Genomic DNA, 25,674 nt, shown 5'->3' on the forward strand with positions numbered 1-25,674 from the left:
TGAGTGGGTCAGCCGTCGTCGCGGCCCCGGCTACGTCGCAGGGCCTCACCGCGTTCGACGTCCTCTTCGCTCGCGGCTTCCTTCTTCTCGATGACGCGGGTGTCGCGCGGCGGCAGCTGCAGCTCACGCTCGGCGGGCAGACCGGCCTGCAGCTGGCGGCCCCGTTCGAGTTCGGCGTCGAGTTCCGCGCCGAACAGCAGTGCGAGGTTGGTGATCCACAGCCACAGCAGGAAGACGACGACGCCGGCCAGCGTCCCGTAGGTCCTGTTGTAGCTGCCGAAGTTCGCGACGTAGATCCCGAACGCCACGGAGGCGACGATCCAGGTGAGGATGGCCAGCCCGGCACCGAGGCTGATCCACCGGAATTTGGGCTGCTGGACGTTGGGCGTGACGTAGTAGAGCACCGCGACGGCGATGACGACGAGGATCAGGATGATCGGCCATCGGCCGATACTCCACACGGTCACCGCCGCCTCCCCGAGGCCGATCGCGTTGCCGACGGCTTCGGCCACCGGGCCGCTGACCGCCAGCATGAACGCCACCAGTGCCGCCGCGAGCAGCGCCGCGAAGGTCAGGACGAGTTGCAGCGGACGCAGCTTCCACACCGGGCGGCCTTCGCCGATCTCGTAGATCCGGTTCATCGCCCGGCTGAATGCGCCGACGTATCCAGAGGCCGACCACAGTGCGGTGAGGATACCGATGACGAACGCGAAACCCGCAGACGGCGACTCGACGAGTTGCTGGATGGTGGGACGCAGAGTGTCGACCGTCGAGGCCGGCGCGACCTCCGAGACGATGTCGAGCAGGGCGTCGGTGGTGCGCTGCCCCTGGCCGAAGACGCCGAGCAGCGACACCATCACCAGCACGGCGGGGAACAGCGACAGTACGGCGTAGTAGGTCAGCGCCGCGGCGAGGTCGGTGCATTGGTCGTGGCCGAATTCGCGGGCGGTCTTACGCAGCACGTAGAGCCCCGAAGGTTTGGTCAGGTCGGTCGGCGATTCCGGCTTGCGCGGGTCGTCCGGGTCGGGTGCGCGCTCCTTCGTGGACGCATCGTCAGCCATGCCGTGGTCTCTACCCTGGCGGCGGTGTCCCAAACCGCGGCCGCTTCCGCGCGGACCTGAGCCGGTGCTCGAATCCGGGCGAAACACCAGTCACGAGTTCGCGTTCGGCAGGCCCGTGACACCTCACCGCCAGGCGCTGTCCTCGCCGCGGCGCTGGTCGGCGACGCGTCTGCCGGGCGCATCGTCCTCTTCGTGCGCGACAGCGTCGAGCACCTTGTCGGCCTTGCCGTCGGGCATCAGCGGCGGCAGCAGTGGGGTGTCGCCGCCGACCACCGCCTCGATGACCGTCGGCCGGTCGGCCGACAACGCTGCCGCCCAGGCGTCGTCCGCGGCAGCCGAGTCGATCACCCGGATACCGCGCAGCCCAAGCAATTCGGCATAGTCGGCGTACGGGAACCGCGGTACGTCCTGTGATGCCTCGAAGCGCGGATTGCCCTCCATCTCGCGCTGTTCCCACGACACCTCGGTGAGGTCCGCGTTGTGCAGGACCAGCACCACGAACCGGGGATCCGCCCACGACCGCCAGCGGTCGGCGACCGTGACGAGCTCAAGCAGTCCGCTCATCTGCATCGCCCCGTCACCGACCAGCGCAACCACCGGCCGTTGTGGCGCGTCGAGTTTGGCGGCGACGCCGTACGGCAGCGCACAACCCATCGCGGCGAGGTAGCCGGATACGTGCGCGGGAACACCGGGCGGCAACCGCAGATGGCGGGCGTACCAGTACGTCGACGAGCCGACGTCCACCGCCACGCGTGCGTCGGCAGGCAGGTGGTCCGACAGTGCCCGGACCACGGCCTCGGGATTGGCGTCAGTGGTCTGGACAGCGGCCCGTCGCCTGGCCTCCTCGCCCCACTGCTCCCGCCACCGACGCACCTGATTTTGCCAGCCGCGATCCTCTTTCGGCTCGAGCAGCGCCGACAACGCCGAAAGCGCTTGGGCGGCTTGTCCGACGACCGGTGCGTCGACGGGATACTTCGCACCGATCACCCGCGCCTGGATGTCGATCTGCACGGCCTTGGCCTGCCCGGGTGCCGGGTAGAACTCTGTCCACGGATCGTTCGAGCCGACGATCAGCAACGTGTCGCAGTTCGCCATCAACTCCGCGCTCGCGGTGGTGCCGAGGTGGCCCATGACGCCGGTGTGCCACGGCTCGCCCTCGTCGAGCACCGGCTTGCCCAGCAATGACGTCGTCACCCCCGCCCCGAGGGTCTCGACCACTCGGGCGATCTCGTCCGCCGCACCGGCGGCGCCGCGACCGACCAGCAGCGCGACTCGCTGACCGGCGTTGAGAACGGCGGCAGCCGAACGGATCTGATCGTCGGGCGCGGCGACCCGGGCCTGCGCGCTCACCGCCGTCGACGGCATCACACCGTGGCTGTGTGCCAAATGCTCCGGCATCTCGGCCTGTTGCACGTCGTGCGGAATGATCAGGGCGGTGGGCGTCGACGTCGCGATCGCCGTGCGCATCGCGTTGTCGAGGGCCATCAGCGCCTGCTCCGGTGCGAACACCGTCTGCACATACTGCCCGCACACGTCCTTGAACAGCACGTGCAGGTCGACCTCCTGTAGGTAGCCGCTGCCGAGCGCGGTCGACACCACCTGCCCGACGATCGCCACCACGGGCCGCTTGTCGAGTTTCGCGTCGTAGAGGCCGGCCAGCAGGTGGATGGCGCCGGGGCCCTGGGTGGCCATGCAAACGCCCACCCGGCCGGTGTACTTGGCGTGGCCGCAGGCCGTGAACGCCGCCAGTTCCTCGTGCCGAGTCGAGACGAATTCCGGTGCACCGGAGCGCTGCAGCGCCCCGAGCAAGGTGTTGATGCCGTCACCTGCGTAGCCGAACACCCGGTCGGCACCCCAGTCGCGCAGCCGAGCCACGAGGGCGTCGGCGACAAGTTCTGTCATGACCCCGACATACCCGCCGGGGCGACGGCAAATCAGCGGTGCCGCGCGGCGAGCACTGCGACCGCCACGGCGAAAACTCCACCAGCCACGCCGGAGACCAACAGCGGAACCGTGCCGTCGGCACCCCAGAGCAGGCCCGCCCACAGCCCGGCCGCCAGAATCGCGAAGCCGCTCGCGCCCTGGAACACCCCCTGCGCACCGGCCTGCACGTCGGCCCCCACCAGAGACGAGATCCACGCCTTGCCGACGCCGTCGGTGCACGCGGTGAACAGCCCGTAGACCCCGATCAGCAGCCACGCGGCGACGATGTCGCGGGTCAGGCCCAACCCGGTGTAGCCGACGGCGAAGAATCCCAGCCCGACCGCGAACACGGCGGGTTTGCCGACGCGGTCGGCCAGCGCGCCGGCCGGGTAACTCGCCGATGCGTACACCACGTTGTAAGCGACGTAGGCCAGGATCACCTCGACGACGGAGAAACCGATCTCGTTCAGCCGCAGCAGAAGCAGCGCGTCGGGGAAGTTGATCACCCCGAATGCGACCAGCAGGGCGGTCACCCGCCAGTATCGCCGAGGGAGGCCCCGGACCCCCGAGAACAGCGGCGGCCGCGCGGCCGGCACCACCGCCCTCGCCCGTTCACGCACCAGAAACACCAGCGCCACGGACAGCGCCGCGGGGACCACCGCGACCCACAGCAACGGGGCGATCTGTTGGTCGAGCAGTTCGTAGCCGGCCAGCCCGAGCAACGGCCCCACCACCGCGCCGAAAGTGTCCATGGTGCGGTGGAATCCGAAGACCCGGCCCCGTACGGCCGGCTCGACACCGTCGACCAGCAACGCGTCGCGCGGTGCGCCGCGCAGCCCCTTGCCGAGCCGGTCGGTGACTCGACCGGCCAACACCCCCGGCCACGTTCCGGCGACCGCGATGATCACCTTTCCCAGCGCCGCCATCCCGTAGCCGGTGGCGATCAACGGCCGTCGAGAGAACCGGTCCCCCAGCGGCCCGGATGCCAGTTTGGTCAGGGAGGCCGCTCCCTCGGCGGCGCCCTCCACCGCCCCGACCACCGACGCCGGCGCACCCAGCACCGAGGTCAGGTAGATCGGCAGCAGCGGATAGAGCAACTCGCTGGCGGCGTCCTGCAGGAACGAGACCGCCGAAAGCAATCGGACGTTTCGGGTCAGCCAGGTCTGCGGCGTTGGCATCCGATCATGATGCCGCAGTTGCCGTCACCGAGGGTTCTCGTCGGTCAGCGCCGCGAATCCTTTGGCCTGCCCCCGCGCAAGGGCAGCCCGGACCACGCCGACGATCAACCCCTGAAGGGCGGCGGCGATGAAGATCTCCTTCATGGAGCTCCGCAGATCCTCAGGGTCCGGCGGTTCGGTTCCGGCCGGGTTCGCCCGCTGCCAGATCTCAGAGAAGACCTTGCTGGCTATCAGGCCACCGACGATGCTGCTCGCGAGGGCCAGAGGCTTATAGAAGGTTTTCGCCACACTCACGGCGGTGGCGTTCCCGGCCCGTCGATCTTCAAACATCCGTCGCCGGAAACGCGATCGGGCGGCGGTAATCCGATTGCCGATCCCGGGAAAGGGTACACGCCGCAAGTGGCCGTCGGAAGCGTGAACGGAGACCGCGCCCTGCGGGGTGTGGTCGCGGTCGGCGCGTCCGCGGGCGGTGTGGAGGCGCTCACCACTCTCGCCGCCGGTCTTCCGGATGACCTGCCCTACGCGGTTCTGATGGTGTTGCACGTGCCGCCCTCGTCCCCGAGCGTGCTGGCCCGGATCGTCGATCGCAGCGGCCCGCTGCCCGCCGTGTCGGCCGAAGCCGGGGCACCGCTGCAACCTGGCCGGGTCACCGTCGCGGTACCGGATCACCACCTCCTGGTCGCCGAACACCGCGTGGTGCTGTCGGAGGGGCCGACAGAGAACGGGCACCGGCCCGCGATCAACGCGCTGTTCCGGTCGGTCGCGTTGACGTTCGGACCCCGCGCGGTCGGTGTGTTGATGTCCGGAGTGCTCGACGACGGTGTGCTCGGGATGGCGGCCATCCGATCACGAGGTGGCACCACCGCCGTACAGGACCCCGACCAAGCCCTGTTCCCGGCGATGCCGACCAATGCCATCCAGGCCGGGGTCGCCGATCACCGGATCCCCGCCAAGGAGATCGGCGCCTTCCTCAGCAGCCTGGCCGCCACGAAGACCGAGGAACTCAAGATGGAACGCGACCCAGGCATGGAATTGGAGAACCGCATCGCGATGGGGCGGAGATTCTCGAGCAACTTCGACTCCGAGAGGTTGGGCCCGCCGTCCGGATACACCTGCCCCGACTGCAACGGCTCCTTGATGTCCACCAGCGAGCAGAGCTTCCGTTGCCGGGTCGGTCATGCCTGGACGGCCGACGCCCTGCTGCAGGCCCGCGACGACGAGGTCGAGAACGCTTTGTGGATCGCGCTGCGCAGCCTCCAGGAGAAGGCCAAGATGTCGAGAAGGCTGGCCGACACCGTCGGACCCGGCACCCGGGCCACGCGCTATGTCCAAACAGCCGACGAGGCCGAACGGGCGGTCCAGGTGCTCGGAGAAAGGTTGGCGGAGGCGCCGGATTTGGAAGCCCACAGTGAACGGTGACGCGGTAGGGACGCTTGCCGTCGCCGCGGAGACCCACGGCGAGGCGGCGGTACTGAGGGTACGCGGAACCCTCGACAGCACCACCTACCTACCGCTGCGCGACCGCATCATCAAGGCGGCGCTGGACGAGCCACGGGCCGTGATCGTCGACATCTCCGAGCTATCGGTGCCCGCCGAAACTGCCCTGGCGGTCTTCACCAGCGCCCGCTGGCACGTCCAGCGGTGGCCGGAGATTCCCATCGCCCTGGTGTGCGAACACCCGCAGGGCAGGGAAGCCCTTGCCCGCAACGGTGTCGCCCGGTACGTGCCGGTGTACCCGACGGTCGACGACGCGCTGCGCGCGATGGCGTCCGACAGCGAACCGACCTACCGGCGCCGGGCGCTGGCGACGTTGCCGCCCGGTCCGCCGAGCCTGTCGCGCTCCCGGGAACTCGTCGACGAGTGGCTGACGGGTTGGTCACTCACCGAGATGGTTCCCGTCGCCAAGGTGATCGTCACGGCGCTGGTGGAGAACGTCCTCGAACACACCGACAGCCAAGCCGATCTGCGCTTGGAGACCAACGGAACGGAACTGACGGTGGCGGTAGTCGATACCAGCCGCGAACCCCCCAGCCCCCGGGAGCAGCCGGCGGCTGCGCCGACCGGACTGCAGATCGTCGCCGCACTCAGCCGGGTATGGGGCACCGCACCGACGCCCGGTGGGAAAACGGTGTGGGCGGTCCTCGGCCCGGAGAACCGGCTGTAAAGGATGACGAGTCGGTGTGAGCGTATGGTCGATCCACAGACATCGGGGCGACAGCGGAGACGAAACCTTTAACGGCGAGACGGACCAGGCATTCGAGGCCCTGCTGCACTACCTGCGCGATGCCCCGGGGGTTCGACTTCACCGGCTACAAACGCGCGTCGCTGATGCGGCGGGTCCGGCACCGCATGGATTCGGCCGGCTACCAGACCTTCGAAGAATATCTGGACGCGCTACAAGCGAACCCCGACGAGTTCGACGCGCTGTTCAACACGATCCTGATCAACGTCACCGCGTTCTTCCGCGACCCGCCGGCATGGGATTTCATCAGGGACACCGTCGTTCCGGAACTTCTCGCCGCCCGGGGGCCCAAGGACCAGATCCGGGTCTGGAGTGCGGGCTGCGCGTCGGGCCAGGAGGCGTACAGCGCCGCGATCCTGTTGGCGGAGGCGATAGGCCCCGAGGATTTCCGACGCCGGGTGAAGATCTACGCGACCGACGTCGACGAGCATGCACTGGCCGCCGCCCGTGCGGGGTCTTACACCGAGAAGGAACTCGAATCCGTGCCGGCGGACCTCCGCTCGCGTTATTTCGAGCCGAGCAACGGGCGATTCCTGTTTCGCAAGGATCTGCGCAGGGGTGTCATCTTCGGACGCAACGACCTTGTGAAGGATGCACCCATCTCCCGCGTGGACCTGCTGCTGTGCCGTAACACGCTGATGTACCTCAACGGCGAGACGCAGAAGATGGTGCTGGGGCGACTGCATTTCGCGTTGGCACCGCAGGGTTTCATCTTCCTCGGCCATGCCGAGATGCTGCTCAGCCACAGCGACAAGTTCACCGCAGTGGACATGGACAGCCGGGTGTTCCGGAAGGCTGCCGGCTCCCAGGCCGACCCCGACCGGTTCGACGCGGCTTCGCCACTGTTGCGGCACGGCGACCTGTCGAGTCTCGATCCCTTACGCGAATGCGCCTTCCGGGCGGGGCCGGTTCCGCAAATCGTGGTGACCGGCGACGACACGGTGGCCATGGTGAACGAGCAGGCCGAGCGGATATTCGCGTTGTCCCCGCGCGACGTCGGCCGCCTCTTGCGGGACCTGGAGTTTTCCTACCGGCCTCTCGAACTGCGCAGCTTTCTCGAGCGGGTCAAGGCAGAGCGCCGATCGACCTTGGTCCGCGATGTGCGGTGGCGTCGCAGTGGAGTCACCGACACGTGGTATGAGGTGCACTTCAATCCGCTGGTCGACAACAACGGCGGCTTGCTGGGGATCTCCATCGCCTTCTTCGACGTCACCTCCACTCGCGGTCTGCTGGACAAGGTCACCGAGGGCAACCGCCAACTCGAGTCCGCCTACGAGGAACTGCAATCCACCAACGAAGAACTCGAGACCACCAACGAGGAACTCGAGACCACCAACGAGGAACTGCAATCCACGATCGAGGAGCTCGAGACCACCAACGAGGAACTGCAGTCCACCAACGAAGAACTCGAGACGATGAACGAGGAGTTGCAGTCCACGAACGACGAACTGCACACCATCAACGACACGCTGCGGGAGCGCAGCGTCGAACTCGACGAGTCCCGGTCGTTCGTGAGGTCGCTACTCGATTCGATACATCTGGGACTGATCATCGTCGATCGCGAGATGCGGGTCGTCGCATGGAACCGAGGCAGTGAGGACATGTGGGGGCTGCGGTCGGAGGAGGCCGTGGGCAAGCCGTTGCCGGCGTTGGATATCGGGTTGCCCACGGCGGAGATCAAGCCGCTGATCGGCGGGGCGTTCGTCGATCCCTCGAGCATGGAGCAAACCGTGGTCGACGCCACCAACCGACGCGGCCGTGACATCCGACTGCGGATCACCTGCCGGGGATTCGGTGTCGGCGATGCGGTCAACGGTGCACTACTGCTGATGGAAGCCCAGCGCTGACGGGTTCCTAGTCGTCCTTCGCTCGTCTTCGCGCTGGAGTCGGCTCTGCTCGACGGCCGCCGAGTCGTGCTGCTCGGCAGCGTCGCGGTGCCGGGCCGCCGCATCCTGGTGGACGTCGGCCACGTCGTCGGAGGCGAACACCGCAGCCTGCTCATGCGCCGCCGCTGCCCTGCGGTGCGCCGCGCCGGCATCCGAGTGTCGGGACGCGGCGGCGTTGTGTGCATCGGCCGCTCGCTCGAGCGCCCGCTCCGCCCGTTCACGCGCGCGTTCGACGGTTGCGGCCGTCGCTGCGCCGCCGTCAGTTAGCTCGCCACCTCGCTGCTGCAGTTCCTCCGCTCGAGTGCGCGCCGACTCCGCACGGGCGACAGCGGAACTGTGTGCGTCCGGCTCGTGCGGCGTGGCGTTCATCGTGCGGGATGATCGGCGTTGATCAGCCGCTCGGCGACCACGACCAGCGGGGTGTTGGTGTCCTGTGACAGGCGCTTGAGTAGTTCGAACGCCTGCACCGCATCGACGTCGAACCGTTCCATGATGATGCCCTTGGCCTGGCCAATGATGTCGCGTGACGCCAAGGCGCTACGGAATTGTTCGTCCCGCCGCGCGATATGCCACGCGATGGCGGTGTGCGCCGCCAACGTCAGACCCTCTTCGACGGCCCCTCCGTCGAAGGCACCGGGTTGCTCGGCATAGAAGTTGAGGGCGCCCGCCTGCTTGCGGCTGGTGAAGAGTTGGAACGACAGCACCGAGCGGATGGGCGTCTCGGCCAGCGCATCGAGCCGGAAGCGGGGCCACCGCTGGTCGACAGTCAGGTCATCGACGGCGATGGTGAGCTGATTCCACGCGGCCGACAGGCACGGCCCCTCCTGCCTGCGGTCCTGGATCTCGTCGAGGACGAAGGCGAAGGGATGCGTCGCACCGACGGTCTCCACCGCACCGTCGCGGGTCGCGGTGGTGATTCCGCAGTACTGCGCCCCCGGCAGGAGCCCCACGACACTGCCAGCGAGCTCGTCGAGCACAGCTTGCGCGGAGGCGTCGAACCGTCCCCCGAGATCGCGCACCAACTCGGCGAGCCGGAGCGCGATGGCACTTTCGGACCGTGTCGACATGCGCACCCCCTTCCGTCGTCACCCTCCGCAAGAATACTGCTCCAGCGCCGCTCTCTGACGACCGCGGATCACGCGCGGAGCGTGGCATGCGGGCTCAGACCGTATTCCTCGCGATACATCACCGCAAACCTGCCGGTGTGCGCGAACCCCCACCTCGCGGCGATCTGGCTGACCGTCTCATGTGACCGGTCGGCGGCGACCAGGTCGAGGTGAGCGCAATGCAGCCGCGCACGGCGCAGGTATTGCAGCGGCGTCGTGTCCAGGTGGCGACGGAACATGTACTGCACTGCCCGTGGGGAGACGTAGACGGCCGCGGCGATGTCGCCGAGCGTGATGTCGTTGGTGAGATTGGCCTCGATGTAGTCGATCGCTCGCTGCAGCAGTGCCGGTCTGGCATCGCGGTCGTCGATACCCGACTCGGCCGTCAGCGTGCTCGGGAATGCGGAGAGCGTCACGGCTGCCAGCAACCTTGCGGCATGGCCGAGTACCGAGGCGGTGGTGCGCGCGTCGTCGGCAAGTACGCAGTTCTTCACGTACTGCACCGTCTGTTGCCAGAGCCGTCCGGCGTTCTCGTCGACAGGATGGAAGAGGGAGAACCGGAGGGGCTGTGGACCCTCCTCTCCGGGCACTCCCGTCGCAACGCTGGCGAGCAGTGCGGGGCCGAGAAGCACCGCGGTCAACGCGGTGTTCTCGAATGCGGCCTGGTGCGGGAGATCCGGTTGCGACAGCAGGGTGACCTGCCCCGCGCGGGCCAGCCCGTCTTGTCCGTCGCATCTGCCCGACACCCGGCCCCGGGTCACCCACACCGCGGCCACCTTGTGCAACGCGTCCGGCGATGCGGTGAACTCCCCGACGAACTCCACGTCGTCGATCACGAAACACCCGGCGTCGTAGCGGGTGTGCGTCAGTACGGTGTCGCCGACCGGCGGATCGGGCAGCCTCCTCAAACGGATCCGGGCACCGTAGGCATCGTCGAGGAATGCCGCGGCCTCATCCGGATCCATGATCTCCACACGGGTGCGCACCGGGCGGACGGTGGAGTCGATATGTCTTGTTATGGGATCACCTCGGGCGGGTGACAGCAGTACGGGGCTGAGGCTGAACCCCCGGATTGATCATCACCTTAGCGAAACCGCTTCCCACCGCCCGCCCTGGACGGCGCAGCATCCTGCCGATGCGGTGTGGTGAGATGGCCCATGCCAGTTTTGGACAAATTTCGTCTCGACGACAAGGTTGTCATCGTCACCGGCTCCTCTTCGGGTCTCGGGGTGGCGTTCGCCAAGGCGTGCGCCGAGGCCGGCGCGGATGTCGTGCTGGCCGCCCGCCGCGTCGAGAAATTGGAAGGCACCGCCGAGCTGGTTCGTGGGGCGGGGGGCCGTGCGTTGCCGGTGGCCACCGACGTCGCCGATCCGGCGCAGTGCCAGGCGCTGGTCGATGCGGCGATGGCAGAGTTCGGGCACGTCGACGTGCTGGTCAACAACGCCGGCGTCGGCACCGCCGTACCCGCCACCCGTGAGACGCCGGAGGAGTTCCGGGCCGTCGTCGACGTCAACCTCAACGGCGCCTACTGGGCGGCGCAGGCCTGCGGGCGGGTGATGGGCCCGGGCAGTTCGGTCGTCAACATCTCGAGCATCCTCGGCATCACCACGGCCGGCCTGCCGCAGGCGGCCTACAGCGCGAGCAAGGCGGCGATCGCGGGGCTGACACGAGATCTGGCCCAGCAGTGGGGGACTCGCAAGGGCATCCGCGTCAACGCGATCGCGCCGGGATTCTTCCACTCGGAGATGACCGATCAGTACAAGCCCGGCTACCTCGAGAGCGTCATCGGACGCGCGGCACTCGGCCGGCCGGGAGACCCCGAGGAACTCGCCGCCACGCTGGTGTGGTTGGCGTCGGACGCCGGCGGCTACGTGACCGGGCAGACGATCGTCGTCGACGGTGGCGTGACGATCACCTAGCGCTCGACGACTGTCGAGACGTCGCGGATCCGGCGCCGGCTGGCCTCCCGGTAAGGCAGCAGGGTGCACGGTGTTGGCGAGGTGCGCCACGATGCGCTCCCCATCAGCATCTGGAAGGCGATGGCAGGATGGCATTCGGCCCAGTCCGGTGAACCGGTTTCCGCCACGGCGAACCGGGTACCGCAGACGCGCAGCACACCAGAAAGGGGCTCATCGATGGCAACACCGGGAACGCAGGGCACGCCGACGGCCGCGCCGAGCTGGGACAAGGCGCCCGTCCAGAAGGCGGCGCTGGCAGTGGGTGCGGTTTTCCTGCTCGTCGGCGTCCTGGGTTTCATTCCCGGCATCACCAGCCACTACGACGAGCTGGCCTTCGCGGGTCACCGCTCCGGGGCCATGCTGCTCGGGATCTTCGCGGTGTCCGCGCTGCACAACGTCGTGCATCTGGTGTTCGGCGTGCTCGGGGTCGCGCTGCACGGCACGTTCAACGCGGCGAAGTGGTACCTGATCGGCGGTGGCGTCGTGTACGCGGCGCTGTGGCTCTATGGCCTGCTGATCGACCACGATTCGGCGGCGAACTTCGTGCCGCTCAACACCGCCGACAACTGGCTGCACCTCGGGCTGGCCGTCGGAATGCTGGCGCTGGGTGTCCTGTTGGGCCGCGTCCCCACCCGACTGCACGACCGGCGCCACACCTAGCTCCTCACCTGGCGGATAGGAAGCCTTACCCGCGATCCGACAACCCTGGACGACACCTCCCGCCTCGCCCCGCGGTTGTGGTCGGCCTCGCCGTCGGAGGCCGACGTACCCTCGGTCGCGTGCGCCCAGCCATGCCTGTCACCGTCGACGAGTTCCAGGTCGCCGATCCCGCGGATGCATGGGCACGGGCAGGCTTCAGCGTCGATGCCGATGACGTGTGCCGGATCGGCGGGGTGCGGGTCCGACTCGTCGGCCGCGCCCGCGGCAGCGGCATCGTCGGGTGGTCATTGCGGAACGTGCAGGGGGACTCGCTCCTCGACGGAATCCCCACGGCGAGGTCCTTGGCCACGGCCGCCGAGCCCGCCGCCCACGCGAACGGGGTCACCGCGGTCGACCACGTCGTGCTTCTGTCACCTGACCTGAAGCGGACCGTCGAATCGCTGGCCGCTGTGGACGTGGCAGCCCGCCGTGAGCGCGACGCCGAGCTCGGCGGCCGCCCGATACGTCAGATTTTCTTCCGGCTGGGAGAGGTGGTTCTCGAGGTGGTCGGCGCACCTGACACGGCCCGGGAGGGCCCGTCCACCCTGTGGGGCATCACCTACCTCGTCGCCGACATCGATGCGACGGCGTCGTTCTTCGGTGGGCTCACCGCGCCGGTGCAGGCCGCGGTGCAGCCCGGGCGACGGATAACGACGGTGCGACATCGTGACCTGGGGATGTCGGTCCCAACGGCGATGATCTCGGCGCCTATCCTCAGTGCATGGCCGACCCCACCGCCGTCGTGATCATCCACACCGACGGCGGATGCCGGCCCAACCCGGGCCCCGGTGGATGGGGAGCCGTGCTGCGATGTCGCGGACACCTCCGCGAGATGTGCGGCGGGGAACCCGGGGTGACGAGCAACAACCGGATGGAGCTGACCGCTCCGATCATGGCGCTGGAAACGCTCACCAGACCTGTGCTGGTGCACCTGCACACCGACAGCACGTATGTCCGCAACGGCATCACCAAGTGGGTGCTCGGGTGGGAGCGCAACGGCTGGCTCACCGCCGCAAGGCAGCCGGTGAAGAACGCCGACCTGTGGCGGCGGCTGCAGACCGCCTGCGCGCGGCACCATGTCGAATGGTTCTGGGTGAAGGGCCACTCCGGGGTCCCCGACAACGAGCTGGCCGATCAGTTGGCGACCCGCGGGCTGCAGCAGGCGATCGCCACCGCGTCCGTTTCCCCCTGACCCGACTTCGGCACCGGGAGCAGACAACTACTCCCACACCACCTCGTCGGGCGATTTGTCCAGGCGCAGCCCGCGCCACGACGGTTGGCGCAGCCTGCCGTCACCCGTGCGTTCGCTGTAGCGCACCTCGCCCACCAATTCGGGCCGGACGAACGTCACACCTTTGGCGTCCTGGGTGGGAAGCCTTGCGGCGAAGGGCGATTCCTTGGTGTGCAGTGGAGCGAGCGTCTTCTTCAGGTTCGCCAGGTCCTTCTCGGTGAACCCGGTGCCGACACGTCCGACGAACTGCAGTCCATCCGGCCCGGGGATACCGAGGAGCAACGCGCCGATACCACTGCTGCGCCCACCCTCACCTTGCCGCCAGCCGCCGATCACCACTTCCTGGGTGTTCCACAGCTTGTCCTTGATCCACGCCGACGAGCGCCGCCCGGGCTGGTAGGTGGAGTCCCACTTCTTGGCGACCACGCCTTCCCACTTGCGTTCGCGGGCATGTTCGAGCGCCTCGGGGCCGTCACCGTCGAGCAGTGGCGGAACGGTCAGCCCGCCACCACCAGCCAGGGTTTCCAACAACTTTCGGCGGTCCCGGTACTTTGCCTTCAGCAGCCAGCGGCCGTCGAGACGCAGGATGTCGAACGCCCAGAACTCGACGCGGGTGGACCTGGCGCGGTTCTGCAACTCCCCGAAACTGGGCACACCCTTGTCGTCGAGCGCGACGACCTCCCCGTCGAGCACCACGTGATGGTCGGCGAGATCGGCTGCGAGGGAACGTAGTTGGGGATACTCGCCGGTGACGTCGCGGCCGCTGCGGGATTTCAGGCAGAGCTTGCCGTGGTCGGCGTCGACCAGCAGCCGGTAGCCGTCCCACTTTCCTTCGAACGCCCACTGTTTGGCGGTGTATTTCTCGACCGAGCCGTGGGTGGCGAGCATCGGCGCGAAATCCTCGAAGGTCGGGTTGCCCTGATCCTTCATCCGGTGCGCGAGCCAGTTCTTGCCCTCGGTCTGGATCAGCGCGTAACGGCCGTCGACCTTGCTGCCGTGCAGCGTGACGATCACCTCACCGCCCTTGGCGGGACCGTCCGGGGCGTGGTCGTTGAACTTCTCGGTGTCGTACGTGCCGCTGTCCCAGACGATCATGTCGCCGCCGCCGTACTCACCTTTCGGGATGGTCCCGTGGAAGGTCAGGTACTCCATCGGATGGTCCTCGGTGTGCACGGCGAGGCGGTTCTCCGACGGGCTGTCGGGCAGGTTCTTCGGCACCGCCCAGCTGACCAGGACGCCGTCGCGTTCCAGGCGCAGGTCGTAGTGCAACCGTCGGGCGTGGTGTTCCTGGATGACGAAGCGGTCGTTGTTGCCGACGGTCGGCGGGCGTGGCGGAACCGGTTCGGGAGTCTTGGCGGGGTCCCGCATGCTGCGGTACTTCGTCAGCCGGTCCTCGACGGGCACCTTCTCGTCGAGGTCGGCCAGCAGGTCGCCGAACTGTTCGACGCGCTCGAGCACCTCGTCGAAGCGCAGGTGCCGTAGATCGGGGTCCTCGATCTCATCCCAGGTGCGCGGCGCCGCGACGGTCGGCTCGGCACGGCCACGCATCGAGTACGGCGCGATGGTGGTCTTATTGCCGTTGTTCTGGCTCCAGTCGAGGAACACCTTGCCGGTGCGCAGGCTCTTCGTCATCGTCGCCGTGACCTGTTTGGGCATGGCCTTCTCGAGCTGCTGAGCGACGCGCTTGGCGAGCACCGAGGCGCCCTGGCTGCTGATCGGCGCCTCCAGCGGGACGTAAAGGTGCAGACCCTTACTGCCGCTGGTCAGCGGGTAAGCGTTCAGTCCGATGTCGGCGATCAGGTCGCGGACCTCGTGGGCGACCTCGCACAAGTGGCGGAATGTGACGCCCTCGCCGGGGTCGAGGTCGAACACGATGCGGGTGGCGGGTCCCGGGGTGAGGTTGTCCGTGTCGCCGACGAACCGCCACTGCGGCACGTGCACCTCGAGCGAGGCCTGCTGGGCGAGCCAGGCCAGGCCTTCACGGGTGTCGATGATCGGGTAGGTCGTGGTGCCGGACTTGTGCACGATGGTGCCGCGCTTGAGCCAGTCGGGTGCGGAGCTGGCCAGTTGCTTCTCGAAGAACTCGGGCTCGCCGACGCCGTTGGGCCAGCGCTTGCGGGTGACGGCCCGACCGGCGATGTGCGGCAGCATCGCGTCGGCGACGTCGACGTAGTACTCGAAGACCTCCGCCTTGGTGGTTCCCGTCGCCGGATACAGCACCTTGTCCGGATTGGTCAGGCGCACCCGACCGAATTGATCCACCACTCCACCGTATTACCCGTTTGGCCGCTATACCCGGCCCGTGGCGCGCGATCACCACACCGGTGAAGCCGAAGCGGTGCTTGGAGTTCGCGGTCCTCGACGCATGGTCATCGGGACTTCACGGTGTGTCGACGTGCAGGGTATTTCCCGGAGCGCCGCGGGCACCGCCAACCGCAGGCCTTCCGGCTGGGCGCTGAGGCACCCTCCGTTCACAGCGGGAGCCGACGTCGGTATCGCACCAGTTTCCCGGCAGGTAACTTCGAGACGATGGTGCGCGCGCTGGTGATCGGTGAGGCGCTGATCGACATCGTCGAGCGCGACGGGAAGGTCACGGGCGAACACGTCGGCGGCAGCCCACTCAACGTCGCCGTGGGGTTGGCCCGGCTCGGGCGCGGCGTCGACTTCCTCACCCACATCGGCGACGACGAACGCGGCAGGCGGATCGTCGAATACCTCCGCGACTCGGGCGCGCACCTCGTCGCCGGCAGCACCGGAGCCACCCGCACACCGACGGCACGAGCCATGCTCGACGACACGGGCTCGGCCCACTACGAATTCGACATCGAGTGGCAGCTCGCGGGAACGCCGGAGGCCGCGCCCCCGCTGGTCGCCCACACCGGCTCGATCGCCGCGGTGGGGGAGCCCGGATGCCGCGCGACGGCAGCGCTAGTGGAGGCCTACCACCCGTCGGCGACCGTCACCTTCGACCCCAACATCCGCCCGGCGGTGATCGAAGACGCCGACGCGGTCCGCATCCGCATCGGCCGTCTCGTCGAAGGCGCCGACGTCATCAAGGCCAGCGACGAGGACCTGCGGTGGCTCGACCCGGATCGGTCACTCGAACAGACCGCCCGCTCATGGCTGCAACTGGGGCCGTCGATCGTCGCGGTCACCGGGGGTGAACAGGGGGCGTTCGCGGTGTGCGCGGCCGGTTCTGTGCGGGTGGCCGCCCGGCCGGTCGATGTGGTGGACACGGTTGGAGCCGGCGATGCCTTCACGACGGGACTCGTCGATGCGCTGTGGACGCACGGTCTGTTGGGCGCGCAAAACCGCCCGCAGCTGCGCGGAATTTCCCTCGACACACTGCACGACGTGCTGCAGACCGCCGCGCTGTCCTCGGCGCTGACGGTGTCGCGCGCAGGTGCGGACCTTCCGGACCGGGCCACCCGTGACGCCGCGGCGCACGGATCCGTCGGCCTTCCACGCTCGAGGTAGCGACGGTGAACCCATCACGACTATGCGGCGTACTCCGGCGGGTACCGCAGCCACGGAAGTGAACCGCATCCGTGGTTGCGGTGGGCCATACTGGGCTGATGCGATCCATCTGGAAGGGTTCGATCGCCTTCGGCTTGGTGAACGTGCCGGTCAAGGTCTACAGCGCGACCGAAGACCATGACATCAAGTTCCACCAGGTCCACGCGAAGGACAACGGACGAATCCGCTACAAGCGGACCTGCGAAGTTTGCGGTGAGGTGGTCGAGTACCGCGACATCGCCAAGGCCTTCGAATCCGACGACGGGCAGATGGTGGTCATCACCGACGAGGACATCGCCACACTGCCGGAGGAACGCAGCCGGGAGATCGAGGTGCTCGAGTTCGTTCCCGCCAGCGACCTCGACCCGCTGATGTACGACCGCAGCTACTTCCTCGAACCCGACGGCAAGTCGTCGAAATCCTATGTGCTGCTTGCCAAAACGCTGTCGGAGACCGACCGCGTCGCGATCGTCCACTTCGCGTTGCGCAACAAGACGCGGCTCGCCGCCCTGCGCGTCAAGGACTTCTCCAAGCGTGACGTGATGATGATCCACACGCTGCTGTGGCCCGACGAGATCCGCGACCCCGATTTCCCGGTGCTGGACAAGGAAGTCGAGATCAAACCGGCCGAGTTGAAGATGGCCGGTCAGGTGGTCGAGTCGATGACCGACGACTTCAACCCCGACCGCTACCACGACGACTACCAGGAACAGCTGCGGGAACTGGTGGAGGCCAAGCTCGAAGGCGGCGAGGCGTTCGCCGTCGAGGAGCAACCCACCGAACTCGACGAGACCGAGGAGGTGTCCGATCTGCTGGCGAAGTTGGAGGCCAGCGTGAAGGCGCGGCGCTCTGGCGGCGGCGAGTCCGGTTCCCGCTCCGTCGGGGACGATTCCGTCGATTCCGGCGGGGAAGACAAGCCGGTGAAGAAGGCGGCCGCCAAGAAGGCGCCGGCGAAGAAAGCCGCCAAGAAGAAGACGGCGGGGAAGAAGGCGTGATCCGTTTCGGTAACGCTGGGGCCAGAATGCACGCCCCGACCGCCCCAGCGTTACGCGAACGCCAGATAAGAGGTGTTCAGAGTCCTGACTCCTCGCATCGCGCCTCGCTACGGTGCGCCGGTCGAGGAAGTGAGGCGGGTGTGATCCTGGGCAGATTCGGCTCGACGGCCGGGTCGCGACCGTCACCGGCGCTGGCCGCGAGCTGGCGCCTGTGCGGGCATCGAACAGATCCTGCGCCTGGAGATCATCTCCTACGCCACCTACGACAGCCCGGCGGTTATCTTCGACGTTATGGGGTTCGGCAAGCCGCTGACGGTCTGCCGATGCTGCTGCAGCCCGGCGCACTCAGCCTGGCCTGAGGTTCGGTGTTCGCCAGCGCGCCGCCGGGCTGGGCATCGAAGTCGACAAGCTAACCGGGACCTACGTGCGCGAGCCCATTCGGGAGGACTCCGATATCACCTCGGGTCCGCTCCCCAATACGACCGCCACCGCACTGGGTTTCGAGGTGCGCGGGATGCGCGAGGCAAGGTCGCCGTGGTGCTTGGACACGTGACCCGGGCTGCGTGAAGGCCTCTGTCGCGGACTGGCCCCAGCCAGCGCAGCCCTGGAATACGAACAACTCTCGACTTGCCTCTCTCAACTGGGAAAGGGCTGTACGCTTCCTGACTAGCGGACACTCGATTGAAGGACGTGGCTATGCGGACCTCTCTGCGCTACCTCACACCACTGGCCGTCGCTGCCGGGATCGCCGGCGCGATCCTCGCGGCGCCGGTCGCCGTCGCCCAGCCGAGCGGTGAGCACGACGGCAATTGCCTCAACGTGGCGCCCAACGCCCTGGGACAGGGGTCCACGTGCCCGCCGTGGGAGACGCAATTCGCGACGCAGCCTAAGGACATTCACAACCAGAGCACCTTCCTGTACCCATTTGGCGATTCGTACTACGGTGCCGCCACCGTGGTGGACTGGGGTTAGAGGATCGTGAACAAGATCGTCGGATTGGTGCCGCTGGCCATTGCCGCAGGCATCGGCGGGGCGGCGCTCATGGCCCCCACCGCGGCGGCCCAGCCGAACTGCGTCACCACGGGTCAGACCACGTTCGGCGGGTCTACCACCCAGTGCAGCAGTCCGGGCAACACACAGATCGTCACCTCGCCGGGACAGACGAACTACCTGTATCCGTGGAACGACTACTACTACGGACCGGCATTGGTCTTCGGCTGGTAGGTCGCAGCGACCGAAGCCCGGCCGTTCAGGAGGTCATCGATGCCGATCGGATTGCCTACAGCGACAACGATGTCCGCCGTTGCGCTGGTCGGTGCGACGATACTGGCGGCACCCACCGCGGCGGCGGCGCCTGTGTGCGTGAACACCGGTCCGCGCACGACGCAGTGCGAGACCGGCGGCAGCACACAGATCGTCACCACGCCACCGGTGACCAACAACGGTTGGCCGTACGGAGGCTGGGGTTACGGCGGCCTGATCGTCGGCTTCGACATCTGAGCGAGTGACCCGCCGAGATCGACGAAGTGGCGGGATCTACTCGGACAAGTTCGCCCGTTTGTTCGTTTGGGCGGACGGAGCGCGCGCCGTCGGGAGGTTTCGGATAACCTAACTTTCCTATTCGCTGTGCCATAGGGGAGGAAGACGGGTGCTGCCGGACATCGACCGTCGCACGACGAGGCCGACCTGGTCACTGCTGGGACCGGCGTTCGTCGCCGCGATCGCCTACGTCGATCCGGGCAACGTCGCAGCCAACGTCAGCGCCGGCGCCCAATTCGGATTCCTGCTCGTCTGGGTCATCGTGCTGGCGAACGTGATGGCAGGCCTGGTGCAGTACCTGTCGGCGAAGTTGGGGCTGGTCACCGGCCGGTCGTTACCGGAATCGGTCGCCGGTCGGACCCGCACAACCACCCGCATCGCCTATTGGCTGCAGGCTGAGTTGGTCGCCATAGCAACCGATCTGGCCGAGGTGGTCGGCGGCGCGATCGCGCTCTACCTGCTGTTCGACCTGCCGCTGCTCATCGGTGGTGTGATCACGGGCGCGGTGTCGCTGATCCTGCTGGCCGTGCAGAACCGCCGCGGGCAGCGGCACTTCGAGCGGGTGATCAGCGGTCTGCTGCTGATCATCGCGATCGGCTTCCTGACCAGCGTGTTGGTCGAACCGCCGCCCGTGGCCGACGTCGCCGGTGGCCTCATCCCGCGTTTCGACGGCGCCGAGAGCGTCCTGCTGGCGACGGCGATGCTGGGTGCGACGGTGATGCCGCACGCGGTCTACCTCCATTCCGGCCTGGCCCGGGACCGGCACGGCCACCCGGAGCCGGGCTCGCGGCGGCGTCGACTGCTCATGGCCACCCGCATCGACGTGGGGCTGGCAATGCTGATCGCCGGTGCGGTGAACATGTCGATGCTGCTGGTCGCCGCCACCAACCTGCAGGGCGTGGCCGACACCGACACCCTCGAGGGCGCCCACGCCGCGGTGCAGGACACACTCGGCCCGGCCGTCGCCCTGTGCTTCGCGATCGGCCTGCTGGCCTCCGGTCTGGCGTCGACTTCGGTGGGCGCCTACGCGGGGGCGATGATCATGGGTGGGCTGCTGCGCCGGACCTATCCCCTGCTGGTCCGCCGCCTCGTCACGCTGTTGCCCGCGCTGGTGATCCTCGCGATCGGCGTCGACCCCACCCGCGCCCTGGTGCTCTCGCAGGTCGTCCTGTCCTTCGGCATCCCGTTCGCGCTGATCCCGCTGATCCGGTTGACCAGCGACCGGCAGGTGATGGGAGCCGACGTCAACCACCGTGTCACCACCACGCTCGGCTGGGGCGTGGCGGGTTTGATTAGTCTTCTGAACGTGGTGCTGATCTATCTGACCGTGACAGGCTGAATGCTGCGCGCTGGTCGACACGCCTACTTCGCGTACGGGTCCAACCTGTGCGTGCAGCAGATGGCGCAGCGCTGCCCCGACGCCGTCGATCCGCGTCCGGCCACACTCGCCGACCACGACTGGCTGATCAACGAACGCGGCGTGGCCACCGTCGAGCCGGTCGTCGGCGCGCAGGTGCACGGAGTGCTCTGGCAGGTATCCGACCACGACCTCGCGACACTCGACAGCGCCGAAGGCGTTCCGGTGCGCTACCGCCGCGATCGGCTCACCGTCCAAACCGACCACGGCCCTGCGCCGGCGTGGGTGTACATCGACCACCGCGTCGAACCCGGCCCGCCGCGACCGGGGTACCTGGAACGCATCATCGACGGCGCACTGCACCAGGGCCTTCCGCACCGCTGGGTCGAGTTCCTCAGCCGCTGGGATCCGATGCACTGGCCGCACCGGCCGCGATACACCGGAACGGCAGGCCCCCAATCACTTTCGGAGTTGCTCGCGGACCCCGCGGTGATCGAGCACAGCGCGCTGCGATCGCGCTTCGGGTTCCTGGCGATCCACGGCGGCGGGCTGGAGCAGATGACCGACGTCATCGCCGAGCGCGCCGCCGAAGCTGCCGGCGCATCGGTGTACGTGGTGCGCCACCCCGAGCAGTACCCGCACCATCTGCCGTCCGCTCGGTACGTGGGCTCCGAATCGGCGCGGCTCGCGGAGTTCCTCGACCACGTCGGCGTCGCGGTCTCGCTGCACGGTTACGGCCGCGTCGGCCGCAGCACCGAGCTGCTGGCCGGCGGCCGCAACCGGGCGCTGGCCGCCCACTTCGCCGAACACGTCGCCATCCCCGGGTATCGAATGATCACCGACCTCGACGACATCCCGCCGGAGTTGCGTGGGCTGCATGCCGACAACCCCGTCAACCGGGTGCGCGGCGGCGGCGCCCAGCTCGAGTTGACCTCCCGGGTGCGCGGTCTGAGCCCGCGCAGCCCGCTGCCCGGCGACGACGGTCTGTCACCCGCCACGTCGGCGCTCGTGCAGGGGCTGGTCGCGGCAGCGCGGTCCTGGTGATTTACGTCCGGGCCGGCTGAGCCGGCACCTCCCCGTGTCCAGGTCGGAGTCGGATCGCGGAAGCGGCGGGTCACCCGCTGGGCCTTGACGATCGCGTCGACCGACCCGCAGCCGCGCAATCCACGGCCGGGGCTATAACCATCCATCCGGGCATCGGCTCCGAATGACGAGTGTGGAACCGAAAACGACGCCCGCGCTGTACCGGACCCGTGTCACGCACCTGCGCCGCGCGCCCGTGCATCACTACTTCGAGCTCAACAGCTACAGCTGGTACGTCGACCTCGACGAGCTGCCGCGGCTGCCTGTCGGATTGCGGTCCTTCGCCCGCTTCGACGTCCGCGACCACTTCGACAGCGTCCCCGGCGATACGCTCCGGGCGCGCATCGACACCTTCCTGCGCGCGCGGGGCATCGACCTCGGCGGCGGGCGCGTCACCGCGCTGCTGCAGCCGCGAGTGCTCGGCTTCGCCTTCACTCCGCTGAGCCTGTTTTGGTGTCACGATTCCCACGGCGTCGTGCGCCACGTCATCGCCGAGGTGCGCAACACCCATGGCGAGTGGTACGCGTACGTGATGCCGCCGGACGGGCCGAATCCGGCGATGGTCCGCAAACGGTTCTACGCCTCACCGTTCAACGGGGTGGACGGGTACTACCTGGTGCGGGCGCCACGGCCCGACGGCGACCTCGACCTGACCATCTCCCTGCACCGCGAGAACCAACCGGCGATCGTCAGCACGCTGCGCGGCAGCCACAGACCGGCGACCGTCGCGCAGGTGCTGCGGTTGCAGATGACCAAACCAATGGCGCCGCAGATGATCGCGCTCAGCCTGCGCGTGCAGGGGCTGATCCTGCGGGCGCGCCGGGTGCCGGTCACACGCCAGGCGGCCGTCGAGGTGCCGCCGATCCGCACCACTCACGTCGCACATTCTGGAGCAAAGGCGTGACGGCGCACGGAACCGGCTACGCGACAATCTGTTCGGCCCACCGTAGCCGAGGACGGCCGTATCGATGACCGCCCTGACAGGGCCGGTTAGGCTACCGCTCGTGACCACTGACCTCGACGTACTGTTACGGCAGGTGGCCCAGCGGGACGTCGACGCGTTCGCCGCCCTCTATGATCGGACCAGAGCGCGGGTGTACGGGATGGTCACCCGGGTGCTGCGCGATCCCGGCTACAGCGAAGAGACCACTCAGGACATCTACCTGCAGGTGTGGCGGTCCGCCGGTAGCTACGACCCCAAGGCGGGGTCGCCGATGGCATGGCTGCTGACGTTGGCGCACCGCCGCGCCGTCGACCGGGTGCGTTCCGAGGAGGCGGCCACACAGCGCGAATCCCGGTACGGCGCCGCGAGCGTCGACCCGCCCGTCGACCACGTCGCCGACTCGGTGATCCTGCTCGACGAACGTCGCCGTGTCGTCGACTGCATGGCGTCGCTGTCCGATCTGCAGCGGGAAGCCATCCAGCTGGCGTATTACGAGGGACTGACGTACGTCCAGGTATCCGAGCGCCTGTCGGCGAATCTAGCCACGATCAAATCCCGGATGCGTGACGGCATCCGCGGCCTCAAGAACTGTCTGGGCATCTCATGACCGAGCCGAACAACACCGATCTCCTCAACCTCGCCGCCCCGTATGCGCTGCATGCGGTGTCTATCGACGAGCGGAATGACATCGAACGGTGGCTGACCACCGTGCCGCCCGAGGTGGCGGATGCCTTCACCCACGAGGTCCGCTCGGTGCAGGAGACCATGGCGGCGCTCTCGGCGAGCACGGCCACCGAACCCCCCGCTCACCTGCGCGACAGCGTACTCGCCATGGTCGCCGACGATCCGGTGCGCGACCTGGCCGGCACCCGTCGCCGCCCCGCCGGTGAAGCGCGCTGGCGCACGGCCCTGCTGGCGGCCGCGGCCGTCGCCGTCGTCGGGCTCGGTGCGCTCGGGGTGGGGTTGGCGCTGCGTCCCTCGGTCTCCCCGACGACGGCCGACCAGGTGTTCGCCGCACCGGACGTCCAAACCGTGTCCGGGCCGATCCCGGGCGGAGGTACCGCCACGGTGGTGTTCTCCAAGGAACGCGACGCCGGCGTGCTGGTGATGAACGACGTCCCACCGCCGAAGCCGGGCACCGTCTACCAGATGTGGCTGGTCGGATCCGATGGCCCGCATTCGGCGGGCACGATGGACGACGAGGCGATCTCGCCGTCGACCACCGCCGTGCTGTCCGACATCGAGGCGTCGCAGGCGTTGGCGTTCACCGTCGAACCACCCGGCGGTTCCCAGTGGCCGACCTCCCCGGCGTTCGCCGAGCTACCGCTGACCTAGATCGACAGGCCCGCCAGCGTCGCGTCAGCGGCCGCATCGACGACGTCGGCGATCTCGCCGCGACGCCGCCATGCCGCGCGCTGACGCATCGCGCCGTTGCCCTCGTCGTCGAGCCGCGCCAGTTCGTCGCGGACCAGGTCGTGGTCACCGACGGCCCGCAACGCCGGGGCGATGCGGTCGACGAGGCCGTCGAGCAGATCACGTGCCGGTACGGGGGCGTGTGACGCCGCGAGGTCGATCGCCATCCCGTCCAGCCCGTCACGGGCCGACCGCCAGTAGGCGGCATCGAGCGCGTGCGCCGAGATGCGCGGCACGCCGGCGCCCTGCCGCTCGTCGGCGAGCAGCGTCATCACGGTCGCGCGCACGATCGCGGCGAACAGCACGGTGTCGGCCACGGTGGCGGGCACGTCGGCGACGCGCACCTCGATCGTCGGGAAGTTGACCGACGGGCGCACATCCCAGTAGACCTGTCCTTCGTCGAGCATGGCGCCGGACTGCAACAGCATCTTCACCATCGCGTCGAACTCGTCGGCGGAGTCGAAGTGCGGCGGTGCGCCCGCGCTGGGCCAGCGTGCCCACAGCATCCGCCGCCAGCTGGCGTAGCTGCTGTCGGCGCTGCGGTAGATCGCGGAGTTGGCGGTCAGCGCGAGCAGGACCGGCAACCACGGGCGTAGCCGGTTGCTCACCCGGATGGCCACTTCGCGGGTGGGGACGGCGACGTGGACGTGCGCGCCGCAGATCCCCTGTTCACGCGCCAGCATCCCGAACCGGTCGGCGATGCGGCGGTAGCGCGGGTTGTCGGTGATCGGGAATTCGTGCGGCACGGTTGGCGGCACGGCGACGGCCAGCAACCGGGCGCCGCTGTCTTCCGCGGCCCGCGCGGCGGTGGCCCGTAGGTGCGTCAGTTGCTGCCGGACGTCGGCCATGTCGCTCGACACCCCGGTCGCGGTCTCGACCTGGCACGACGTCAGCTCGAGTTGCAGGTCGACACCGCGGTCACTCGCATGTCGAGCGACGTCGCGGTTGAGCGCTACCGGGGCGCCGGCGTCCTGGTCGACGAGCAGGAACTCCTCTTCGACCCCGACGGTGGGATGGTCGGCCATGGTGTCGACCCTCCTCAAGGCATTGATCCGGCCCGTCGGGCGTACTCACGACGGGCCGGATCTGGGTGTGGCTATGGGTTGTCCTCGCGGCGGCGCGGATCGTCGGGTCATTAATAACCTCTGGCTAACCGATCAAACATCCAATATCTCCGGCGCGCATTAGGCGCGGTGATGGGCAGGGACGTCCGCTTCGGCGTCGGACTTCACTGCGCCTGGTCGTGGCCATGTGAAGGAGGCGGCGCGCCGTGGCCGAAGCCGGGCCCGGCCGGTGACGCCGGCATGCTGTCGGGGTCACCGCAGCACATGGCCGAGCGGCTGCGCCAGCTCTGGCACCGTTACCGCCTGCCTACATCATCGCGCAGGCGCCGCACGAGGAGGCGTTCGCGAAGGTCACGCGGTGTTGCGCTGACGGTGAACCGTGGGCGGTAAACTGCCACGGCCGCCCCCGTAGCTCAGGGGATAGAGCACGGCTCTCCTAAAGCCGGTGTCGCAGGTTCGAATCCTGCCGGGGGCACTTCG

At 68.2% G+C, this 25,674-nt stretch carries 26 protein-coding genes, 1 tRNA gene and 2 pseudogenes; 19 read left to right on the forward strand and 10 right to left on the reverse strand.

What is annotated here, in order from left to right:
* Positions 1-8: 8 nt before the first annotated feature.
* The 4 genes from G6N07_RS15100 to G6N07_RS15115 form a co-directional block, all read right to left on the reverse strand.
* The gene (locus tag G6N07_RS15100; protein ID WP_085188027.1) at positions 9-1,061 is read right to left on the reverse strand and encodes a YihY/virulence factor BrkB family protein; all 1,053 of its coding nucleotides are present in this window, start codon (positions 1,059-1,061) and stop codon (positions 9-11) included.
* Between the two features lie 123 nt (positions 1,062-1,184).
* A complete protein-coding gene (locus G6N07_RS15105) occupies positions 1,185-2,963 on the reverse strand; it encodes a thiamine pyrophosphate-requiring protein (RefSeq protein ID WP_085188025.1) in 1,779 nt (592 codons plus the stop codon).
* 32 nt (positions 2,964-2,995) lie between these two features.
* Positions 2,996-4,162: an MFS transporter gene (locus G6N07_RS15110; protein WP_085188024.1), complete on the reverse strand. Its 1,167-nt coding sequence runs from the start codon at positions 4,160-4,162 to the stop codon at positions 2,996-2,998.
* 24 nt (positions 4,163-4,186) lie between these two features.
* Positions 4,187-4,456 (reverse strand): DUF4235 domain-containing protein, encoded by a 270-nt coding sequence (locus G6N07_RS15115; protein ID WP_085188022.1) that lies wholly within the window; start codon positions 4,454-4,456, stop codon positions 4,187-4,189.
* A 105-nt stretch (positions 4,457-4,561) separates the two neighbouring features.
* On the opposite strand from G6N07_RS15115, the gene G6N07_RS15120 reads away from it, so the two are divergent.
* The 3 genes and pseudogenes from G6N07_RS15120 (at position 4,562) to G6N07_RS15130 (ending at position 8,251) form a co-directional block, all read left to right on the forward strand.
* On the forward strand, positions 4,562-5,581 hold the full coding sequence (locus tag G6N07_RS15120) for a chemotaxis protein CheB (protein ID WP_085188020.1): 1,020 nt from the start codon (positions 4,562-4,564) through the stop codon (positions 5,579-5,581).
* Positions 5,571-6,326, forward strand: a complete 756-nt coding sequence (locus tag G6N07_RS15125; RefSeq protein WP_235849538.1) for an STAS domain-containing protein — start codon at positions 5,571-5,573, stop codon at positions 6,324-6,326. The genes G6N07_RS15120 and G6N07_RS15125 overlap by 11 nt, the downstream gene beginning before the upstream one ends.
* A 31-nt stretch (positions 6,327-6,357) precedes the next feature.
* A pseudogene (locus G6N07_RS15130) lies at positions 6,358-8,251 on the forward strand (CheR family methyltransferase).
* Here the strand turns inward: G6N07_RS15130 and G6N07_RS20480 are convergent.
* The 3 genes from G6N07_RS20480 to G6N07_RS15145 all read right to left on the reverse strand — a co-directional run bounded on the left by G6N07_RS20480 (position 8,225) and on the right by G6N07_RS15145 (position 10,382).
* On the reverse strand, positions 8,225-8,659 hold the full coding sequence (locus tag G6N07_RS20480; RefSeq protein ID WP_085188016.1) for a hypothetical protein: 435 nt from the start codon (positions 8,657-8,659) through the stop codon (positions 8,225-8,227). The pseudogene G6N07_RS15130 and the gene G6N07_RS20480 overlap by 27 nt on opposite strands.
* Positions 8,656-9,357 (reverse strand): GAF and ANTAR domain-containing protein, encoded by a 702-nt coding sequence (locus G6N07_RS15140; protein WP_085188014.1) that lies wholly within the window; start codon positions 9,355-9,357, stop codon positions 8,656-8,658. Before G6N07_RS15140 ends, G6N07_RS20480 begins: the two co-directional genes overlap by 4 nt.
* Before the next feature lie 68 nt (positions 9,358-9,425).
* Positions 9,426-10,382: an AraC family transcriptional regulator gene (locus G6N07_RS15145; RefSeq protein ID WP_235849536.1), complete on the reverse strand. Its 957-nt coding sequence runs from the start codon at positions 10,380-10,382 to the stop codon at positions 9,426-9,428.
* 171 nt (positions 10,383-10,553) lie between these two features.
* On the opposite strand from G6N07_RS15145, the gene G6N07_RS15150 reads away from it, so the two are divergent.
* The gene (locus G6N07_RS15150) at positions 10,554-11,315 is read left to right on the forward strand and encodes an SDR family NAD(P)-dependent oxidoreductase (RefSeq protein WP_085188011.1); all 762 of its coding nucleotides are present in this window, start codon (positions 10,554-10,556) and stop codon (positions 11,313-11,315) included.
* On the opposite strand, the gene G6N07_RS15155 is transcribed toward G6N07_RS15150, so the two are convergent.
* Positions 11,312-11,482 carry a hypothetical protein gene (locus G6N07_RS15155; RefSeq protein ID WP_163784217.1) on the reverse strand — a complete coding sequence of 57 codons (171 nt, stop codon included), beginning with the start codon at positions 11,480-11,482 and terminating at the stop codon, positions 11,312-11,314. The genes G6N07_RS15150 and G6N07_RS15155 overlap by 4 nt on opposite strands.
* A 49-nt stretch (positions 11,483-11,531) precedes the next feature.
* On the opposite strand from G6N07_RS15155, the gene G6N07_RS15160 reads away from it, so the two are divergent.
* The 3 genes from G6N07_RS15160 to rnhA all read left to right on the forward strand — a co-directional run bounded on the left by G6N07_RS15160 (position 11,532) and on the right by rnhA (position 13,245).
* Complete coding sequence (locus G6N07_RS15160) at positions 11,532-12,014, forward strand: DUF4383 domain-containing protein (RefSeq protein ID WP_085188006.1); 483 nt, start codon at positions 11,532-11,534, stop codon at positions 12,012-12,014.
* A 131-nt stretch (positions 12,015-12,145) separates the two neighbouring features.
* On the forward strand, positions 12,146-12,799 hold the full coding sequence (locus G6N07_RS15165) for a VOC family protein (protein WP_085188004.1): 654 nt from the start codon (positions 12,146-12,148) through the stop codon (positions 12,797-12,799).
* The gene (gene rnhA / locus G6N07_RS15170; protein WP_085188002.1) at positions 12,775-13,245 is read left to right on the forward strand and encodes a ribonuclease HI; all 471 of its coding nucleotides are present in this window, start codon (positions 12,775-12,777) and stop codon (positions 13,243-13,245) included. Before G6N07_RS15165 ends, rnhA begins: the two co-directional genes overlap by 25 nt.
* Positions 13,246-13,272: 27 nt before the next feature.
* On the opposite strand, the gene G6N07_RS15175 is transcribed toward rnhA, so the two are convergent.
* Positions 13,273-15,549: an ATP-dependent DNA ligase gene (locus G6N07_RS15175; RefSeq protein ID WP_085188000.1), complete on the reverse strand. Its 2,277-nt coding sequence runs from the start codon at positions 15,547-15,549 to the stop codon at positions 13,273-13,275.
* Between the two features lie 264 nt (positions 15,550-15,813).
* On the opposite strand from G6N07_RS15175, the gene G6N07_RS15180 reads away from it, so the two are divergent.
* The 11 genes and pseudogenes from G6N07_RS15180 to G6N07_RS15225 all read left to right on the forward strand — a co-directional run bounded on the left by G6N07_RS15180 (position 15,814) and on the right by G6N07_RS15225 (position 24,052).
* Complete coding sequence (locus tag G6N07_RS15180; RefSeq protein WP_085187998.1) at positions 15,814-16,761, forward strand: carbohydrate kinase family protein; 948 nt, start codon at positions 15,814-15,816, stop codon at positions 16,759-16,761.
* A 98-nt stretch (positions 16,762-16,859) separates the two neighbouring features.
* Positions 16,860-17,795 (forward strand): non-homologous end joining protein Ku, encoded by a 936-nt coding sequence (ku, locus tag G6N07_RS15185; RefSeq protein WP_085187996.1) that lies wholly within the window; start codon positions 16,860-16,862, stop codon positions 17,793-17,795.
* Between the two features lie 201 nt (positions 17,796-17,996).
* A pseudogene (locus tag G6N07_RS20485) lies at positions 17,997-18,461 on the forward strand (diacylglycerol kinase); the annotation flags it as partial.
* A gap of 30 nt (positions 18,462-18,491) precedes the next feature.
* Positions 18,492-18,767, forward strand: coding sequence for a hypothetical protein (locus tag G6N07_RS15190; protein ID WP_085187994.1), 276 nt, complete (start codon positions 18,492-18,494; stop codon positions 18,765-18,767).
* Between the two features lie 6 nt (positions 18,768-18,773).
* Positions 18,774-19,019 carry a hypothetical protein gene (locus tag G6N07_RS15195; protein ID WP_085187992.1) on the forward strand — a complete coding sequence of 82 codons (246 nt, stop codon included), beginning with the start codon at positions 18,774-18,776 and terminating at the stop codon, positions 19,017-19,019.
* A 69-nt stretch (positions 19,020-19,088) separates the two neighbouring features.
* Complete coding sequence (locus G6N07_RS15200) at positions 19,089-19,295, forward strand: hypothetical protein (protein ID WP_235849530.1); 207 nt, start codon at positions 19,089-19,091, stop codon at positions 19,293-19,295.
* Between the two features lie 148 nt (positions 19,296-19,443).
* Positions 19,444-20,673 carry an Nramp family divalent metal transporter gene (locus tag G6N07_RS15205; protein ID WP_085187988.1) on the forward strand — a complete coding sequence of 410 codons (1,230 nt, stop codon included), beginning with the start codon at positions 19,444-19,446 and terminating at the stop codon, positions 20,671-20,673.
* A complete protein-coding gene (locus tag G6N07_RS15210; RefSeq protein ID WP_085187986.1) occupies positions 20,674-21,735 on the forward strand; it encodes a poly-gamma-glutamate hydrolase family protein in 1,062 nt (353 codons plus the stop codon). It begins immediately after the preceding gene.
* A 163-nt stretch (positions 21,736-21,898) separates the two neighbouring features.
* On the forward strand, positions 21,899-22,678 hold the full coding sequence (locus G6N07_RS15215) for a DUF1365 domain-containing protein (protein ID WP_085187984.1): 780 nt from the start codon (positions 21,899-21,901) through the stop codon (positions 22,676-22,678).
* A 64-nt stretch (positions 22,679-22,742) separates the two neighbouring features.
* Complete coding sequence (locus G6N07_RS15220; RefSeq protein WP_085187982.1) at positions 22,743-23,324, forward strand: sigma-70 family RNA polymerase sigma factor; 582 nt, start codon at positions 22,743-22,745, stop codon at positions 23,322-23,324.
* A complete protein-coding gene (locus tag G6N07_RS15225; protein WP_085187980.1) occupies positions 23,321-24,052 on the forward strand; it encodes an anti-sigma factor in 732 nt (243 codons plus the stop codon). Before G6N07_RS15220 ends, G6N07_RS15225 begins: the two co-directional genes overlap by 4 nt.
* On the opposite strand, the gene G6N07_RS15230 is transcribed toward G6N07_RS15225, so the two are convergent.
* The gene (locus G6N07_RS15230; protein ID WP_085187979.1) at positions 24,049-25,155 is read right to left on the reverse strand and encodes a glutamate--cysteine ligase 2; all 1,107 of its coding nucleotides are present in this window, start codon (positions 25,153-25,155) and stop codon (positions 24,049-24,051) included. The genes G6N07_RS15225 and G6N07_RS15230 overlap by 4 nt on opposite strands.
* 441 nt (positions 25,156-25,596) lie before the next feature.
* Between G6N07_RS15230 and G6N07_RS15235 the strand changes: the two genes are divergently transcribed.
* Positions 25,597-25,669, forward strand: a tRNA-Arg gene (locus G6N07_RS15235).
* Positions 25,670-25,674: the final 5 nt, after the last annotated feature.

Origin of the sequence: Mycolicibacterium doricum (assembly GCF_010728155.1) — a bacterium.
Taxonomy (GTDB): Bacteria; Actinomycetota; Actinomycetes; order Mycobacteriales; family Mycobacteriaceae; genus Mycobacterium; species Mycobacterium doricum.